Source organism: Defluviimonas aquaemixtae, from assembly GCF_900302475.1.
Classification (GTDB): Bacteria; Pseudomonadota; Alphaproteobacteria; order Rhodobacterales; family Rhodobacteraceae; genus Albidovulum; species Albidovulum aquaemixtae.
The window spans coordinates 1,896,808-1,912,118 of sequence record NZ_OMOQ01000001.1 but is presented as its reverse complement, the minus strand read 5'-3'; the positions used below and the strand labels follow the sequence as shown (position 1 = coordinate 1,912,118).

Genomic DNA, 15,311 nt, shown 5'->3' with positions numbered 1-15,311 from the left:
GGTCAGAACCAGAGCCCTGGCTCGGCAAACTCCACCGAGTTGCCGGCCGGATCGCGGATGTAGATCGACCGCGCGCCATTCGGCCACCGGAAGTCCGCCTCGATCTCCACGCTCGCCGCTTCGAGATGCGCGCGCCAGGCGTCGAGCGTCTCGGCCGCTACCGAGAAGCAAAAGTGACCCGGTCCTGTCGCCCCGTGCGGCGGGACGGGCAGACGGGCATCCGGTGCGGGCGGGATCGAAGTGGCTTGCGGATCGAAGACGAGAAGGATGGACGCCCCGAGCGCGAAGAATACGTGCCGCCCCTCCTGTCGGCGGATCACCGGCAGGCCGAGCGTGCCGCCGTAGAACGCCTCGGCGGCGTCGAGATCATCCGTGTAGAGCGCGGATTCCAGCGTTCCGAGAATTTCGGGAATTTCCACGGTACCGTCACCTCGCTGTCACTTTCCTGAGAGACAAGGATACTCGACATAGCGGGGCTTGTCAGAGCCGAAACGCCAGATATAGTTGTCGGCAAGACGGGGCGGCAATCCCGCCTCCCCACAAGCCACAGCAGGTCTGGGCAAGGACGGGTGAAAGGATGCTGGACAGGGCTGAAGACGGCGAGTTCAGAACCAGCTTCGTGCGGGAGCCTTCGTCGTTGAAGCATTTTCCCGCGCTGGTGCTCAATGCAGATTTCCGGCCGCTGTCCTACTATCCGCTGTCGCTCTGGCCCTGGCAGGAGGCGATCAAGGCCGCCTATCTCGACCGGGTGACGATCCTTGCCGAGTATGACGAGGTGGTCCGCTCTCAGCGCACGGCGATCCGAATCCCCTCGGTGGTCGTGCTGAAGGACTACGTCAAACCCCAGAAGCGCGTGGCCTTCACGCGCTTCAATCTTTTTCTGAGGGACGAATTCTGCTGTCAGTACTGCGGCTCGAAGGGCGACCTTACGTTCGACCATGTCCTGCCCCGGTCGAGGGGAGGAGTGACGAGCTGGGACAACGTCGTGGCCGCCTGTGCGCCGTGCAATCTGCGAAAAGGGAACCGGCTTCTGAAGCGATCTGGCCTGACGCTGCGCCGCCCGCCGCATCGGCCGAACGCCGAAGAGATGCAGCGCGCCGGGCGGCGATTCCCGCCCAACTATCTTCATGAAAGCTGGGTCGACTATCTCTACTGGGACGCAGAGCTCGACGCCTGACGCGCCACCACATTCGCGATCCCCGACGCTACTACCGGCTCTTCGGGGTGCGGGTGCGCTTCTTCTGCGGACGCGCGCGACCTGAATAGTTGCGCCGCGGCCCGTCTCGTGACGGCTTTACCTTTGACCCGCCACGGCTAATCTGTCGCCACGCGACCGAAGGGAGAGGCAATGGCCGACGCTTTTTTCAAGCCGATCTCGGGGATGGAGCTGCCACGCTTCGCGGGCATCCCAACCTTCATGCGGCTCCCGCACGTGTCCGAGGACCATTCGCGCGCAGGCGATGTTCAGATCGGCCTGGTCGGGCTGCCGTGGGACGGCGGCGTGTCGAACCGTCCGGGTCCGCGCCACGGGCCGCGGCAGCTGCGCGACTATTCGACGATGATCCGCGCGCAGCATGCGGCCAGTGGGCTGCGCCCGTTCGAGGCCGCGAATTGCGCCGACCTCGGCGATGTCGGCCCGAACCCGGTCGACAACCCCGATACGCTGCGGCGATTCGAAGAGTATTTCGCCAGGCTCGAGACGCGCGGCATCCGGCCGCTTGTCGCGGGCGGCGATCACCTCTGCACGCTCCCTGTCCTGCGCGGGCTGGCCAGGGGGGCGCCGCTTGGCCTCGTCCATTTCGACAGTCACACGGACCTCTTCCCGCCCTATTTCGGCGGCACGACGCTGACCCACGGTAACCCCTTCCGCTCGGCCGTGGAGGAAGGGCTACTCGACCCCAAACGTATGATCCAGATCGGGATTCGGGGGACGATGTACGATGCCGAAGACCGCGACTTCGCCAAGGCGCATGGCATCCGCATCGTCACGATTGAGGAATTTTTCGACCGCGGCATCGACGACGTGATGGCCGAGGCGCGTGAGATCGTGGGCGATCGGCCCGCCTACATGTCCTATGATATCGATTTCGTCGATCCGTCGGTCGCGCCAGGGACGGGCACCCCCGAATGGGGCGGACCGAATGCCTACGAGGCCATCCGGGTCGTGCGCGAATGTGCCGGGTTGAACATCGTCGCGGCCGATCTGGTCGAGGTCTCGCCGCCCTTCGATCCAACCGGCGGCACAGCGTGGCTCGGCGCCTCGTTGATGTTCGAGATGCTCTGCGTCATGGTCGCCGCGTTGTAAACGCTCGAGGCTCAGGCCTGCGCGGCCGTGATGATGATCTCGACCAGATATTCGGGTGCGGCGAGCTTCGCCTCGCCGGTCGCCCGCGCCGGGGCGTGACCTTTCTGCACCCAGTCGTCCCAGACCGCGTTCATCGCCGCGAAGTCCGACCCGATATCGGCCAGCCAGATCTGTGCGCGCAGGATCCGCGTCTTGTCCGAACCGGCAAGCGCCAGCAGCCGCTCGATCTCCTTGAGACAGTCGCGCGTCTGAGCGGCGACATCGCCGCCGGGCTCTCCGACGACGCCGGCGAGATGGACGATGCCGTTGTGGATGACGGCGTTGGACATCCGCTTGCCGGTTTCGAACCGGGTGATGGCTGTGCTCATGCGATCTGCTCCTGAAGCGATGATACAAGCCTCACCTATCCGCCCGCCGGGCGGAAGCAAAGCCTTCTGGGGACTTCGTGCCGGCGTCAGGCGCCGAGCAGCTCCAGCGCCGCGTTCAGGTCGGCCACAGAGCCGTCATGGTCGCCGGATTCGTGCTTGGCCTTGCCGGACTCGTAGAGCTCCATCACCGACGCCTTGGTCGCGTCGTCGGCGGTTGTGCTCTGCATGGCCTCGTCGATCTGGGCCATGATCGAGGGGCATTCATTGGCGAAAGCGGGCATGGTCATCGCGGCCAGAGCGATGGCGGAGAGAACGGTTTTCTTCATGACTTGTCTCCTCGTGTTGCCGACGGTTCGTCACTTCATTCCCGAAGACATGGAGCGGGTGAAGGGAATCGAACCCCCTTCGTAAGCTTGGGAAGCTTCTGCTCTACCATTGAGCTACACCCGCCTCAGCGCCTGATTACTCCGTGACGGAAACTCAGGCAAGGGGGAAGGCGGGTCGCCGTCAGGCTGGTGCGACGCGTCTCGGCCTGGCCGGAATCACCGCCATCAATCATCCGGCACGCTGCCGGTGATCTCGATATCCGCCCAGATGGGCAGGTGATCCGAGGCGATCCGGGCGGGCGGGCCGTCGAATACGCCGGCATCGCGCAGATGCATGCCCTCGGATACGGCGACCCGGTCGAGCGCGCCAATCGGCTGCGGCGAGGGAAAGCTCCGACCGGGCGTGTGAAGACGGTAGCCCTGGCCGAGCATCTCGGCGCCGCCCGCCGCGGACCAGTCGTTGAAATCGCCTAGTATCGCCGTCGGCATCGCCCCGCGACGGCTCAGGGCCGCCCGGATCGCCGCCAACTGCATCCTGCGAAAGCGGCGAATCAGCCCGAGATGGACGCCAACTACCCTGACCCTGATGCCGTCGATGTCGAGTTCGGCCAAGATCGCGCCGCGCGGCTCGAGCCCCGGCAGAATGATCCGCCGGATCTGGGTCACGTCCAGCCCGTTCCGCACGAGGATGGTCTGACCATGCCAGCCAAGGCTCGGCCCGTCCGGCGCAAAGGGCAGAAGACCGAAATCCGTTTCTTTTTCCAAGAGTCCGTGCGGCAGCGCGGCTGGGCGAGGGGCAAGGCGGTGGTCGACCTCCTGCAGGGCGACGATGTCGGCCCGCAGCGCGTTTAGCACGTTGACGATGCGGCGCGGTTGGCGGCGCCGGTCGAGGCCGAGGCATTTGTGCACGTTGTACGAGGCGAGGCGCAGTTTCATGACCAGCGTCTTATCCCGGCTTCCCAGACCTGTCGCCGGCCACCGGAAACCTGGGCTGGCAGTCCGTCGCGCCATCTCGGGCGTAGGTCTGCGCCGCTTCCGCGCGCCACGCGTCGCGCCCTTCGCTCGTTCCAATGCAGGTCATGTGCCGCAGAAGGTGCGCCGGACCTCTTCGTCCGGAGTGGGGGCAAGGGCGTATTCCGCCGCCCCGGGGTTTTCCCCGAATGGTGTCGAGAGAACGTCGTTCAGCCGCGAGAAGGGCTCGTAGTCGCCCTTAACCGCCGCCTGAATGGCTGCTTCCACTTGGTGGTTGCGCGGAATAACGAAAGGATTGGCGCGGCACATGCGATCCTTCGGGTCGTCCTCGCGCGCGACCCGATCGGTCCAGCGCGCCGCCCAGGCGTCGAAGCCTGTTGGGTCGGCGAATTCGGCGCGCGCGCCGCCATCCGCAAGGCCCCGGAACGTGCGCGTGAAATCGGCCTGCCCTTCGGCCATGAGCGTCAACAGGTCCTCGATCAGGGTGTCGTCGCCCTCTGCTTCGGTCGCAAGACCGATCTTGGCACGGAAGAGCCGAAGCCACTCGGGTTGGTAGATGTCCGGGAAACGATTAATCGAGGCGGTTGCGGCCTCGATCGCCGGCTCTTCATCACCCATGAGCGGCAGAAGGCAGGAGGCGAATTGCGCGAGGTTCCAGACGGCGATGCGCGGCTGGTTGGCGTAGGCGTAGCGGCCGAACTGGTCGATCGAGGAAAAGACTTTGGCCGGATGATAGGCATCCATGAAGGCACAAGGCCCATAGTCGATGGTCTCGCCCGAGATCGCCATGTTGTCGGTGTTCATCACGCCGTGGATGAAGCCGAGGCTCATCCACCGCGCCAGAAGCCGCGCCTGCGCCGCGACGACCGCGTCGAGAAGCGCGAGCGGGCCGTCGGCGTCGGGGTAGTGGCGATTAATGACGTGCTCAGTCAGGAGCTTCAGCGCCTCGGCGTCCTGGCGGGCGGCGAAAAACTGGAACGTGCCGACGCGGACATGGCTCGCGGCCACGCGGGCGAGGACGGCGCCGGGCAGGGCGCTTTCGCGCCAGACCGGCTCACCGGTCGTCACGGCGGCAAGCGCCCGGGTCGTCGGCACGCCAAGCGCCGCCATCGCCTCGGAGACGATGTACTCGCGGATCACCGGCCCGATCCAGGCTCGACCGTCGCCCCTGCGCGAAAACGGCGTCTGGCCTGCGCCCTTGAGCTGGATGTCGAACCGCGCGCCGTCCGGGGCCACGACCTCGCCCATCAGGATCGCGCGACCGTCGCCGAGTTGCGGCACCCAGCCGCCGAACTGATGCCCGGCATAAGCCTGGGCGAGGGGCGCCGCGCCCTCCGGCACTGCATTGCCGGACAGCATGGCCACGCCCTCTGGTGCGGCGAGCGCCGCGGGGTCGAGCCCGAGCCGACGCGCCAGAGCGTCGTTTACGGCGATTAGGCCGGGTTCCGCGACGGGCACCGGTTTTTGCCGGACGAAGAACCGGTCCGGCAGCCGCGCGTAGGAATTGTCGAAGGCGATGTCGAGAGCCATGCCCTATATCTAGAGCGTGTGGCTCATAAGAAAATACCCTTCGCGTGGTTCGAAGCCTGCGTGGCGGTAAAACCGCTGCCCCGCTTGGTTGTCGCGCGAAACCTCGAGATGCAGCGCCCTTACGCCGCGTGCCTTGAGTTCGGCCGTTACGAGGTCGAGCGCCGCCTGACCGTGGCCCTTCCCGCGCGAGGCGGGAACGAGGAAAAACTCGTCGACGAAGGCGTCCTGGCCACCCATCTCGATCGACCAGCCAAAGGTGATGGCGATATAGCCGATTGGCGCGGAGTGCGTGCCGATCAGCCAGACCGCGCCGAAATCCGATCCTTTCAGGAGCGGTGCGAGCGCGGCGCGGCGGGCCTCGGGGGACGAAGCGATGCCTTCATGGGAGTGGTAGGCGGCGACGAGCGGCAGGATTAGATCGATATCCTCGGGTCCGGCACGGTGCAGCATGGGTCACAACCTTCCGATACGTTCGGTCAAGAGAGTGTAGAACCCTTCGGCGTCGACGTCGCCCATGAACATCGCATTGGCCGCGCGGCCAGAGACGCGCCACCAGTCGGCGACCGTCATGCCGGTCGTGAACCGGCCCTCGGTTTCGATCTCGACGTTGATGTGGCGGCCCGAGAAGAGGTCGGGTTTCAAAAGATAGGCGATTGTGCACGGATCGTGCAGCGGCGCGCCCTCCGAGCCGTACTTCGCCATGTCGAAGCGTTCGAAGAAATCCGTCCAGCTCGCGACGGAATGGCCGACCTTGGTACCGAGGCCCCGGAACGCCTCGACCCGGGCGCGCGTGGTCAACACCTTGTGCGTGACGTCGAGCGGCATCACGACGATGGGCAGACCCGAGCGGAACACGATGTCAGCGGCCTCCGGGTCGACATAGATGTTGAACTCGGCCGCGGGCGTGACATTGCCGACCTCGAAATAGGCGCCGCCCATCAGGACGATTTCCGCCACCCGGCCGACGATGTCGGGAGCGTGGCGGAAGGCCGTAGCGATGTTGGTGAGCGGGCCGATCGGGCAGAGCGTCACGCTGCCCGAGGGTTCCGCGCGCAGCGTCTCGATCAGGAAGTCGACCGCGTGGGCGTCCTGGAGCGGCATGACGGGGTCGGGAAGGTCGATCCCGTCGAGGCCCGTCTTGCCATGGACATGTTCGGCGGTGACGAGCTGGCGGGTAAGCGGCGCCTCGCAGCCGGAGAAGACCCGGACGTCGTCGCGGCCGGCCAGTTCGCACACGATCCGCGCGTTCTTCGACGTGAGCGGCAGTGGCACGTTGCCGGCCACGCAGGTGATGCCCAGCACCTCCAGTTCGGGCGAAGCGAGCGCCAGCAGAATCGCCACGGCGTCGTCCTGGCCGGGGTCGGTGTCGATAATGATCTTGCGCGGCGACATCGGTCTGGCCCTCCCCCGGCGGACCGAGAGTGGCGCGGGGGCGACACGTTGTCCAGATGCGCGAGACGCCTGATCTGCAACCAAAAGTTGTCAAACGTTCGCCATATTTGGCTGAGAGCCTGTTTACCACACCGGGGAAAGGCCACCACAATGACCGCTGCGTCTTACGAGGTTCTTGTTCATGCAGGTGCCCATTGCTGCGGCGCCGAGGATTTCCAGCGTTTTTTGGGTGCGAACCGCGCCGCGCTGAAGGCATCGGATATCGACCTTGCCTATCCAGGCCGCACCGGCGCGCCCGGCGGCACATTCGACTGCGCCCTTCCCGAACCGCGCCACGAGGGCGCCGAGATCGAGGCCATCGCCGGCAAGGTCGCCGCCACGCTCGCGCCTGCCTTCGAGGGCGGCCGGCGGATGATCTTGTCCGAACACGATCTGGCCGGGCGTATGGCCAACCTGCTCGGCGGTCGTTTCTATCCCGCCGCCCGCAAGCGGGCCGAGGCGCTGCGCGAGGCGCTCGACCAGCCCGTCGAGCACCTCGTGATGACGGTCATACCGTATGACGAGCTATTCGTCGCCGCGTGGAGACGCTTTGCGCTCGACCGGCTGATGGAGCCTTTCGCCGAATACGCGCCTGCCATGGCGACGTTCACAGGCGGATGGGTCGACACGATCGAGGCGATGCGCGACGCACTCGGCGCGAGGCAGGTCACCATTCTGGCGACGCGGCCATCGCCCAAGGAGCTCCTGACCCATCTCGCGCCCGCGCTTAGATTGCAGGAACCCGCATTGCCAGCGCCAATGCCTGTCATCACCGACAGCGCAATCGCCATGATCCAGCGGCACTACCGGCAGAGTGCGCGCTTCGCGCCCGGCCAGCGCGAACGTATCCTCGCCTTCCATGCCCGTCAGCCACAGGCGGCGGTCGAGCATGGCTTTGCGGGGCTTCAGCTTGCCGATCTCAAGGGCCGCTATGTCGCCGATATCGACACCCTGGCGCGGATGCAGGGTGTCACCGTCGTGGGCAACTTCATGCCCGCGATGGCCGCCGAATAAATCGAGCAGAGCCACGATGCGAAAAGCCCCGGCCGAATGGCCGGGGCTTTTCCTCTTTCTGCGTGGCGCTCAGCCGTCGAAGTTCACCACTTCCATGATCTTCAGCGCCTCCGGGCGGGATTTCGCGACAACCATGAGGTTCAGCGTGTCAGGCGTGAAGTCGCCCCAACTTGCCACGAGCTCCGATCTCGCTACGCCCGGCTTGACCGGGAATTCGTGATTGATCTCGGCGTAGATCTTCTGCGCCTCGTCGGACGACAGGAACTCCATAAGCTTCAGCGCGGCGTCGTGGTTTGGCGCGGACTTGGTCATTGCCATGCCCGAGACATTCATGTGCGTGCCGCCACCCTCGAAGGTCGGAAAGACGATGCGCACGGAATTCGCCCATTCCGCCTGTTCGGGGTCGGCGAGCATTGCGCCCATGTAATAGGTGTTGCCGAGCGAGATGTCGCATTCGCCCGCCCAGATCGATTTGACCTGCGCGCGGTCGTTGCCTTCGGGCTTCTTGGCGAGGTTGGCGCGCAGGCCCGCCGCCCATTTCTTGGCATAGTCGGCGCCGTGATGCTGGATCATCGCCGCCATCAGGCCGAGGTTGTAATCGTGCGTGCCGGGGCGGGTGCAGATCCGGCCCTTCCATTTCGGGTCAGCGAGATCCTCGTAGGTCGTGACCTCGCCGTCCGCGACCCGCTCCTTCGAAGCATAGACGATGCGCGCACGCGTCGTCAGGCCGAACCACTGGTTTCCGGGATCGCGAAACTCCGCAGGTATGTTCGCCTCGAGCACGTCGGATCCGACCGGCTGCGTAACGCCCGCCTCGACGACCTGTGAGAGCTTGGCGATATCGACCGTCAGGACGAGATCGGCGGGGCTGCGGTCGCCCTCGCTCTGCAGCCGTTCGACCATGCCCTTGTCGATATGCGCGACGTTCACGTCGATCCCCGTCTCGGCCGTGAAGGCGTCAAATAGCGGCTGGATCAGCTCCGGCTGGCGGAGCGAATAGACGTTGACCTCCTCGGCGAAAGCAGGTGCGGCCAACGCAATCAGCGAGAGGCTGAAAAGGGGTGCCCGGATGGACATAGTCGACTCCTTTAGTCAGATATTCACAGCGCGGTTATTGCCGATGCGGCAGGCGCGGTCAATACCCGATCAAAGAACTCGGAAAAGGCTGCTCAAGATTGGCGTGCGGCTCGTTTGCCATGCGATTCAACTTCCACTTCGTTCACGTCTGCCTTTTCAGCTTGTTTGGCCGCGTCCCATAGCGCGTCCATCTCGGCCAGGTCCGATTCTTCGGGCCGCCTACCGAGCGCGGCGAGCGCGACTTCGATGGCGCGGAACCGTCGCGTGAACTTGGCGTTCGCCGCGCGAAGTGCCGCCTCGGGGTCAATCTTCAGATGGCGGGCGAGATTGGCGACGACGAAGAGAAGATCACCGAATTCCTCGAAGGTCTCGGCTTCGCTCATCGTCTCGCGCGCCTCGTTCAGCTCCCGCGCCTCCTCGGTGATCTTGTCGATCACATCATCGGTCGAGGGCCAGTCGAAGCCGACACGCGCCGCGCGGTTCTGCAGTTTAAGCGCCCGCGTCAGCGCCGGGAGCCCCGCCGCGATCCCGTCGAGCGTGCCCCGCTCGGCCTTGCCCGCACGCTCGGCCGCCTTCATCCGCTCCCAGTCGCGGGTCTGATCGTCGGCGGTCTTGTCGCGAGATTCGCCGCCGAAGACATGCGGATGGCGCGCGACCATCTTGTCGGAGATCGAACGGACCACCGCGTCGAAGTCGAAATGACCCGCTTCCGAGGCCAACTGCGCATGATAGACTGTTTGCAGGAGAAGATCGCCGAGTTCGCCCCGCAGCTCGGCCCAGGCGCGCCGTTCGATCGCGTCGGCGACCTCGTAGGCCTCCTCGATCGTGTAGGGGGCGATCGTGTCGAAATCCTGTTCGACATCCCATGGGCAGCCGGTTTCGGGATCGCGCAGCCGGGCCATGATCTCAAGAAGCCGGGGCATGCCGCCATGGGGGTCGAGGCAAAGTTGCTGGCTGTCGTCGCCGCTCATCGGGCTTCCTTCCCATTCGCGTGTTGGTCTAGGCTGGCCGTATCGAGGGAGGCGAGACCATGCCGGTTCTGAACAGTATTGCGGAAATGGCCGGGGAGATGAAGGCGTGGCGGCGTCACCTGCACGCCCACCCCGAACTCGGACTCGATTGCGTCGAGACGGCGGAGTTCGTCGCGGCGCGGCTGCGGGAGATAGGAGTTGATGATATCCACGAGGGGATCGGGCACACCGGGATAGTCGCTCTGATCCGGGGCCGGGCGGAGGGCCGGACCGTCGGTCTCAGGGCTGACATGGACGCCCTGCCGATGACCGAGACGACCGGGGCGGACCACGCTTCTACCGTGCCCGGGCGAATGCATGCGTGCGGTCATGACGGACACACCACGATGCTATTGGGCGCGGCGAAGTACCTCGCCTCTACGCGCAACTTCGCCGGCACCGTCGCGCTGATCTTCCAGCCCGGCGAGGAAACCGGCGAGGGCGGTCCGGCGATGCTCGCCGACGGGATGATGGAGCGGTTCGGCATTGAGGAGGTCTACGCGCTCCACACCTCGCCCAAGCAGGATCTCGGCGTCTTCATCACGCGGCCGGGTCCGTTCATGGCCGCAGTGACGGATTTCGACATCCGCATCCGGGGGCGCGGCGGCCATGCCTCCCGCCCGCAGGACACGCGCGATCCGATCGCGGCGGCGCTGACGATCGGCACCGCGATCCAGACGATCGTCGCGCGCAACAACGACGCCGGCGAGGCGCTCGTCGTCTCGATCACGCAGATCCATGCCGGCAGCGCGCACAACGTCATTCCGGCCGAGGCCCATATCGGCGGCACCATCCGCAGCTATCGGCCGGAGGTTCAGGACATGGTGCGCACCCGGATACGCGACATCGGCGAGGGGATCGCCAGGGCGATGGGCGTCGAGGTCGAGATTGGGCGCCGGATCGACCTCGCGCCGACGGTGAACGATCCGGCCCGCACGAAATTCGCCTTGTCGGTGGCGCGCGAGATCAGCGGCGAAGGCAAGGTGATCTCGGACCATCCGCCGCTCATGGGGTCGGAGGATTTCGGCGCGATGCTGGCCGCGCGCCCGGGCGCGATCCTCTTCATGGGGCAGGGGATCGGTCCGATGGTGCACGAAACGGATTTCGACTTCTGCGATGACGCCGCGCCGGTAGGTGCGAGCTATTTCGCGCGGCTCATCGAGCGGGCACTCCCCATCGAGTGAACCGGGTCGGTGTTCGGAATCGGGATTGCCTGTGACGCGCGACTCTGGAATCGTCGTTCGGTCTGCATGAGCGAGGTGCCCCCGTGCCCGTCCTGAACCGCATCGCCGATTTCGCGCCCGAAATGTCCGAGTGGCGCCGCCACCTGCACGCCCATCCCGAGCTTGGCTTCGACTGCCACCGGACGGCGGCCTTCGTCGCCGAGCGCCTGCGCGCGTTCGGCGTGGACGAACTGCATGAGGGCATCGCCGAAAGCGGCATCGTCGCGATCGTGAACGGGCGCGGCGAGGGGCCGACCATCGGGCTCCGCGCGGACATGGACGCGCTGCCCATCGCGGAGGAGACGGGGTCGGACCATGCCTCGACCGTGCCGGGCGTCATGCACGCTTGCGGCCATGACGGGCACACCACGATGCTTCTCGGCGCGGCGAAATACCTCGCCGAGACGCGCCGCTTCCGGGGCCGCGTGGCGCTTATCTTTCAGCCCGCCGAGGAGGAGGGCGGCGGCGGCGAGGTGATGGTGGAGGAGGGCATACTGGAGCGGTTCGGCATTGCCGAGGTTTACGCGCTGCACAACGTGCCCAACATCCCGCTCGGTCATTTCGTGACGACGCCCGGCCCGATCATGGCCGCCGTCGACACCGCGCGCGTCGTCGTGACGGGCAAGGGCGGGCATGGAGCCTATCCTCACGAATGCATCGACCCGATCCCGGCCGTCGTCGGCATGGTCGGCGCGCTCCAGACCATCGCCAGCCGGAACGTCAACCCGCTCGACGAGGTCGTCGTCTCGGTGACCGAGATCCATGCCGGAACCGCGTCAAACATCATCGCCGAGACCGCCCGGTTCGTGGCGACGATCCGCACCTTCCGCGAGGAGGTCCGGATGCAGGTCAAACGCCGCTTCAAGGAGATCGTGACAGGCCAGGCCGCCGCCTTCGCCGTCCGCGCCGAGATCGATTACGAGCTCGGCTATCCTGCAACGGTCAACGCGCCTGACCAGACCGCATTCGCAGCCGATGTTGCGCGCGAAATCGCGGGTGCCGCGGGCGTGAATGACGCAGGCGGCCGCGAGATGGGAGCCGAGGATTTCTCGTACATGCTTGAGCAGCGGCCCGGCTGCTATCTCTTCCTGGGCCAAGGGCCTGGGGCGGGGCTGCACCATCCGGCCTACGAGTTCAATGACGAAGCGGCACCCTATGGCGCGAGTTGCTTTGCGCGCCTCGTGGAGCGCGCCCAGCCGCTGGACTGAGGCAGTTTGCAACGTCGTCGGTGGATCGGCGCCCGGCGCGCCAATCGGCTGGCGAGAGGCCCGTTTGCCGTTTGAACGCGCGGCTGAATGCGGCTTCGGAACTGTAGCCGACGCGCCGCGCAACCGTTCCCACTTTGACCCCACCGTCGCCGAGGAGCCGCGCTGCGAGCTCCAACCGCCATGTGGCGAGATAGCGCATCGTCGGTAGGCCCGTAGCCTCCGCAAAGCGCTCTGCCAGCACCGATCTCGAGGAGGCCGCTTGCGAGGCGAGTTGGCCAAGAGTCCAGGGCCGGGCGGGTTCGGCGTGTATGGCCCGAAGCGCCGCGCCCACGACCGGATCGGCGAGCGCGCCAAGCCATCCCCTTCGCTCCCCGGATTCCTGCGCCAGGTAACGGCGGACTGCCTCGACGAAGATGAGCTCGCTCAGACCCGACCGCAGGCGCGATCCGCCCCAGCGGTCGACGCGGAACTCCGCCAGCGTAATGTCGACGAGCTTCGCGAGCGTATCGTCGCCATCCCGGATGCGTCGGATCACAAGCAGGCGTGGAAGCTGGGCGAAGAGCGGGTTGAAGGACAGCGGATCGCAACCGAGAAAGCCGCAGACGAAGCGGGCATGCGGCTCTCCTCCGCCACCTTCCTCAACGATGTAGGGAAGCCGCCCAGCCGCCATGTCGCGGAAGAAGGCGATGGTCGCTGCGCGGTCGAACTCGGGCGGAACGCCGGGCGCGCTTTCCATGCGGTAACCGTCGCCTCGCGGAAAGACGAGGATGTCGCCGGTTTCGAACGGTATTGGAGGGTCTCCCGTCACGGTTGCTATCCCGTGCCCCGCCACCACCACGTGATAGGAGATCACGCGCCGTGTCGCCGGCATGAGCTCAGCGCGATAGACGTCCGAGTGCGGAATGTCGATGCACCACGGGTCGCTGGCATCGACCTGAAAGAAAAGCGCGCCGGAGAGCTGGATACTGGACAGAAGATCCGACAGCGGGTCGCCGGAAAACGAGTACGGGCGGGCAGCCAAACCGGGGGATGGATCGTAGCGGCTCTTCATTGGCGAAGAATAGCACCGGGATATCGGACGGCCAAATCGAGATCGGACCTTCGACCATCTTGGACTTCATGTTTTTCGACGGCAGCGAGATCCGCCCGGACCAGTTTCCGGTCCGGCTCGTTTTTTTTTTGACCACCAGTAGGGGAACGGCCAAAGCGAGGCCTCGCGCCCGTCACGTCCGCGCGACGCCCCACTTCGCCTCGTTCGCGTCGATTGCGGCGATCCGGTCTGCGGTCTTCGGGTGGCTCATCAGCCAGGCTGGAACGCCCGCGCCGGCAAGTCCCGTCAAACCTTCGAGCTTGCCGAATAGGCTCTTTTGCGGTTCCGTCCCGATCCCGGCCTTGATGAGAAGCGCCGAGGCCCACTCGTCGGCCTCGTATTCATCCTGCCGACTGAGCCGGGCGGCGAGAAGCGAGGTGAGGAAGCCAGCGAGATAGACGCCAATACCGGGGATGATCCGTCCGAGAACGGTCGCCAGCACGACACGGATCGCGTTCTGGCCCGAAAAGTCGATCATTCTCCGTCGCGCATGGCCGAGCGCGACGTGGCCAAGCTCATGCGCGATAACGCTTGCAAGCTCCTCGCCGGTGACCATGCCCGCGCGGTACTTCTCGTAAAAGCCCCGTGTCAGGAAGATGCGGCCATCGGGGGCGGCAAGGCCGTTGACGGGCTCGACCTCGAAGAGATGAACCGGCACGCGCTTTACACCGAGCGCCTCGGCCAGCCGGTCGGTGATCGCCAGAAGCTTCGGATCGGCAAGCGGCGTCGACTGCGCGTCGAGCCGCCGGGCGGTTTGCCATGCCGAGAACCGGTAAAGCACGATCGCGTAGAGAATCGCCAGAAGGATCGGGGTGAGTTTCAGCATTGTCTCTATATGGGGTGCGCAAGGCGCAAGGGAAAGTCGACCAAGGCCATCGAGATGGCCGTTCGCGCAGATCGTGAAGACGAAGGTCCTGCCGCGTCAAGACAATGACGGGCCGGACACCGATGCCGCCGATTCCATGCCTCTTCCTGTACGGGAACCGGATGGATGTAAGACCACTCCAGGTGGCGCATCGACGCCGTTTGTGATATGATCCGACCCATTCTTACTAGCTATTTGGAGAAGTCATATGGCCGTTACAGGCATGCAATTTGGCTGGCTCTGGGCGCGAGATTTCGACGATCCGCACAGCCACTCCGTCACAGTTCAGGTCCATGGATTTGACTCCGTCATGGACTGCTCGCTTTTCAGCACGTGGACCGCAGGTGAGTCGCATCACGCCTCCGACGCCTTCATAACTCAATGCGTCAGTGCGAACGGGGTCGAGAATTTTCCTACCCAGAACACAACGAGTGGAAACCTCGTGCCGGTCCTGTTCCGTCAGGATGTGACCAGCGTGACATTCAAGATCAGCGTCTACCAGACCAAGGGCATGGCGCGCTGGATGATCTACCACTGGGCCTGAGGGGCGGAAAGGAGTATCGACATGTTTTTGAATCCAATGACCGCGAAACCGAAGAAAACGTGCTTCGTTTTTGACCGCCGGACGGGCAAGGTCGTCCACGTCCATCAGTTCATCCCCGCACATCCTGACGGCGACTGCGCCGACGAGGAAATGGAGAGAATGGCGCTCCAGCTCGCACCGCAGGATTGCGACCGCAGCCAGCTCGGGGTTCTGCACTGTGCAGGGGACGGCGACCGCCAGACGGAGTTTGATCTCATGGTCAAGCCCAAGAGCGGGGAGCTGATCCGCAAACCCGTGACGGAGCTTTCTGTGCTGCGCGCGAACAAGAAAGAATAACCCGTCAGCGCC

At 65.3% G+C, this 15,311-nt stretch carries 18 protein-coding genes and 1 tRNA gene; 7 read left to right on the top strand and 12 right to left on the bottom strand.

Annotated features, from left to right (window positions below):
- Nucleotides 1–2 precede the first annotated feature (2 nt).
- Nucleotides 3–413 (bottom strand): VOC family protein, encoded by a 411-nt coding sequence (locus DEA8626_RS09355; RefSeq protein WP_108853403.1) that lies wholly within the window; start codon nucleotides 411–413, stop codon nucleotides 3–5.
- Nucleotides 414–577: 164 nt separating this feature from the next.
- Here DEA8626_RS09355 and DEA8626_RS09350 point away from each other — a divergent pair, with 164 nt between their 5' ends.
- Together DEA8626_RS09350 and DEA8626_RS09345 are read left to right on the top strand one after the other, a co-directional pair.
- A complete protein-coding gene (locus DEA8626_RS09350) occupies nucleotides 578–1,177 on the top strand; it encodes an HNH endonuclease (protein ID WP_108852695.1) in 600 nt (199 codons plus the stop codon).
- Between the two features lie 171 nt (nucleotides 1,178–1,348).
- Nucleotides 1,349–2,305 carry an agmatinase gene (locus tag DEA8626_RS09345; RefSeq protein WP_108852694.1) on the top strand — a complete coding sequence of 319 codons (957 nt, stop codon included), beginning with the start codon at nucleotides 1,349–1,351 and terminating at the stop codon, nucleotides 2,303–2,305.
- A gap of 11 nt (nucleotides 2,306–2,316) precedes the next feature.
- Here the strand turns inward: DEA8626_RS09345 and DEA8626_RS09340 are convergent, their stop codons facing one another.
- The 7 genes from DEA8626_RS09340 to DEA8626_RS09310 form a co-directional block, all read right to left on the bottom strand.
- Nucleotides 2,317–2,673, bottom strand: coding sequence for a RidA family protein (locus DEA8626_RS09340; protein ID WP_108852693.1), 357 nt, complete (start codon nucleotides 2,671–2,673; stop codon nucleotides 2,317–2,319).
- An 86-nt stretch (nucleotides 2,674–2,759) separates the two neighbouring features.
- Entirely contained in the window at nucleotides 2,760–2,999 is a 240-nt protein-coding gene (locus DEA8626_RS09335) for a PA2433 domain-containing protein (protein WP_108852692.1), read from the bottom strand.
- A gap of 50 nt (nucleotides 3,000–3,049) precedes the next feature.
- Nucleotides 3,050–3,123, bottom strand: a tRNA-Gly gene (locus DEA8626_RS09330).
- Nucleotides 3,124–3,224: 101 nt separating this feature from the next.
- On the bottom strand, nucleotides 3,225–3,935 hold the full coding sequence (locus DEA8626_RS09325) for an endonuclease/exonuclease/phosphatase family protein (protein ID WP_108852691.1): 711 nt from the start codon (nucleotides 3,933–3,935) through the stop codon (nucleotides 3,225–3,227).
- A 141-nt stretch (nucleotides 3,936–4,076) separates the two neighbouring features.
- Nucleotides 4,077–5,501 carry a protein adenylyltransferase SelO gene (locus DEA8626_RS09320; protein WP_108852690.1) on the bottom strand — a complete coding sequence of 475 codons (1,425 nt, stop codon included), beginning with the start codon at nucleotides 5,499–5,501 and terminating at the stop codon, nucleotides 4,077–4,079.
- Between the two features lie 9 nt (nucleotides 5,502–5,510).
- Nucleotides 5,511–5,951: a GNAT family N-acetyltransferase gene (locus DEA8626_RS09315; protein WP_108852689.1), complete on the bottom strand. Its 441-nt coding sequence runs from the start codon at nucleotides 5,949–5,951 to the stop codon at nucleotides 5,511–5,513.
- Between the two features lie 3 nt (nucleotides 5,952–5,954).
- Nucleotides 5,955–6,893, bottom strand: coding sequence for a nucleoside hydrolase (locus DEA8626_RS09310; RefSeq protein WP_108852688.1), 939 nt, complete (start codon nucleotides 6,891–6,893; stop codon nucleotides 5,955–5,957).
- Nucleotides 6,894–7,043: 150 nt separating this feature from the next.
- Here DEA8626_RS09310 and DEA8626_RS09305 point away from each other — a divergent pair, with 150 nt between their 5' ends.
- Nucleotides 7,044–7,946 carry a hypothetical protein gene (locus DEA8626_RS09305; RefSeq protein WP_108852687.1) on the top strand — a complete coding sequence of 301 codons (903 nt, stop codon included), beginning with the start codon at nucleotides 7,044–7,046 and terminating at the stop codon, nucleotides 7,944–7,946.
- Between the two features lie 69 nt (nucleotides 7,947–8,015).
- On the opposite strand, the gene DEA8626_RS09300 is transcribed toward DEA8626_RS09305, so the two are convergent.
- Together DEA8626_RS09300 and mazG are read right to left on the bottom strand one after the other, a co-directional pair.
- Nucleotides 8,016–9,023, bottom strand: coding sequence for a Fe(3+) ABC transporter substrate-binding protein (locus tag DEA8626_RS09300; protein WP_108852686.1), 1,008 nt, complete (start codon nucleotides 9,021–9,023; stop codon nucleotides 8,016–8,018).
- Between the two features lie 92 nt (nucleotides 9,024–9,115).
- The gene (gene mazG / locus DEA8626_RS09295) at nucleotides 9,116–9,994 is read right to left on the bottom strand and encodes a nucleoside triphosphate pyrophosphohydrolase (RefSeq protein ID WP_108852685.1); all 879 of its coding nucleotides are present in this window, start codon (nucleotides 9,992–9,994) and stop codon (nucleotides 9,116–9,118) included.
- A gap of 59 nt (nucleotides 9,995–10,053) precedes the next feature.
- Here mazG and DEA8626_RS09290 point away from each other — a divergent pair, with 59 nt between their 5' ends.
- Both DEA8626_RS09290 and DEA8626_RS09285 read left to right on the top strand, forming a co-directional pair.
- The gene (locus DEA8626_RS09290; RefSeq protein ID WP_108852684.1) at nucleotides 10,054–11,217 is read left to right on the top strand and encodes a M20 aminoacylase family protein; all 1,164 of its coding nucleotides are present in this window, start codon (nucleotides 10,054–10,056) and stop codon (nucleotides 11,215–11,217) included.
- 83 nt (nucleotides 11,218–11,300) lie between these two features.
- On the top strand, nucleotides 11,301–12,464 hold the full coding sequence (locus tag DEA8626_RS09285) for a M20 aminoacylase family protein (protein WP_108852683.1): 1,164 nt from the start codon (nucleotides 11,301–11,303) through the stop codon (nucleotides 12,462–12,464).
- Here the strand turns inward: DEA8626_RS09285 and DEA8626_RS09280 are convergent.
- Together DEA8626_RS09280 and DEA8626_RS09275 are read right to left on the bottom strand one after the other, a co-directional pair.
- A complete protein-coding gene (locus DEA8626_RS09280) occupies nucleotides 12,391–13,485 on the bottom strand; it encodes an AraC family transcriptional regulator (protein ID WP_181366401.1) in 1,095 nt (364 codons plus the stop codon). The two genes, DEA8626_RS09285 and DEA8626_RS09280, sit on opposite strands and share 74 nt — an antisense overlap.
- Nucleotides 13,486–13,687: 202 nt before the next feature.
- Nucleotides 13,688–14,380, bottom strand: coding sequence for a M48 family metallopeptidase (locus tag DEA8626_RS09275; RefSeq protein ID WP_108852681.1), 693 nt, complete (start codon nucleotides 14,378–14,380; stop codon nucleotides 13,688–13,690).
- A 247-nt stretch (nucleotides 14,381–14,627) separates the two neighbouring features.
- Here DEA8626_RS09275 and DEA8626_RS09270 point away from each other — a divergent pair, with 247 nt between their 5' ends.
- Together DEA8626_RS09270 and DEA8626_RS09265 are read left to right on the top strand one after the other, a co-directional pair.
- On the top strand, nucleotides 14,628–14,963 hold the full coding sequence (locus tag DEA8626_RS09270) for a hypothetical protein (protein ID WP_108852680.1): 336 nt from the start codon (nucleotides 14,628–14,630) through the stop codon (nucleotides 14,961–14,963).
- 21 nt (nucleotides 14,964–14,984) lie between these two features.
- Entirely contained in the window at nucleotides 14,985–15,299 is a 315-nt protein-coding gene (locus tag DEA8626_RS09265; protein ID WP_108852679.1) for a hypothetical protein, read from the top strand.
- Nucleotides 15,300–15,311 lie beyond the last annotated feature (12 nt).

Excerpts from the sequence above, each read along its gene's own strand:
- DEA8626_RS09345 (WP_108852694.1), top strand. The coding sequence starts at position 1,349 with ATGGCCGACGCTTTTTTCAAGCCGATCTCGGGGATGGAGCTGCCACGC.
- DEA8626_RS09290 (WP_108852684.1), top strand. The coding sequence starts at position 10,054 with ATGCCGGTTCTGAACAGTATTGCGGAAATGGCCGGGGAGATGAAGGCG.
- mazG (WP_108852685.1), bottom strand. The coding sequence starts at position 9,994 with ATGAGCGGCGACGACAGCCAGCAACTTTGCCTCGACCCCCATGGCGGC.
- DEA8626_RS09270 (WP_108852680.1), top strand. The coding sequence starts at position 14,628 with ATGGCCGTTACAGGCATGCAATTTGGCTGGCTCTGGGCGCGAGATTTC.
- DEA8626_RS09350 (WP_108852695.1), top strand. The coding sequence starts at position 578 with ATGCTGGACAGGGCTGAAGACGGCGAGTTCAGAACCAGCTTCGTGCGG.
- DEA8626_RS09310 (WP_108852688.1), bottom strand. The coding sequence starts at position 6,893 with ATGTCGCCGCGCAAGATCATTATCGACACCGACCCCGGCCAGGACGAC.
- DEA8626_RS09340 (WP_108852693.1), bottom strand. The coding sequence starts at position 2,673 with ATGAGCACAGCCATCACCCGGTTCGAAACCGGCAAGCGGATGTCCAAC.
- DEA8626_RS09325 (WP_108852691.1), bottom strand. The coding sequence starts at position 3,935 with ATGAAACTGCGCCTCGCCTCGTACAACGTGCACAAATGCCTCGGCCTC.
- DEA8626_RS09315 (WP_108852689.1), bottom strand. The coding sequence starts at position 5,951 with ATGCTGCACCGTGCCGGACCCGAGGATATCGATCTAATCCTGCCGCTC.
- DEA8626_RS09335 (WP_108852692.1), bottom strand. The coding sequence starts at position 2,999 with ATGAAGAAAACCGTTCTCTCCGCCATCGCTCTGGCCGCGATGACCATG.
- DEA8626_RS09300 (WP_108852686.1), bottom strand. The coding sequence starts at position 9,023 with ATGTCCATCCGGGCACCCCTTTTCAGCCTCTCGCTGATTGCGTTGGCC.
- DEA8626_RS09320 (WP_108852690.1), bottom strand. The coding sequence starts at position 5,501 with ATGGCTCTCGACATCGCCTTCGACAATTCCTACGCGCGGCTGCCGGAC.
- DEA8626_RS09265 (WP_108852679.1), top strand. The coding sequence starts at position 14,985 with ATGTTTTTGAATCCAATGACCGCGAAACCGAAGAAAACGTGCTTCGTT.
- DEA8626_RS09275 (WP_108852681.1), bottom strand. The coding sequence starts at position 14,380 with ATGCTGAAACTCACCCCGATCCTTCTGGCGATTCTCTACGCGATCGTG.
- DEA8626_RS09305 (WP_108852687.1), top strand. The coding sequence starts at position 7,044 with ATGACCGCTGCGTCTTACGAGGTTCTTGTTCATGCAGGTGCCCATTGC.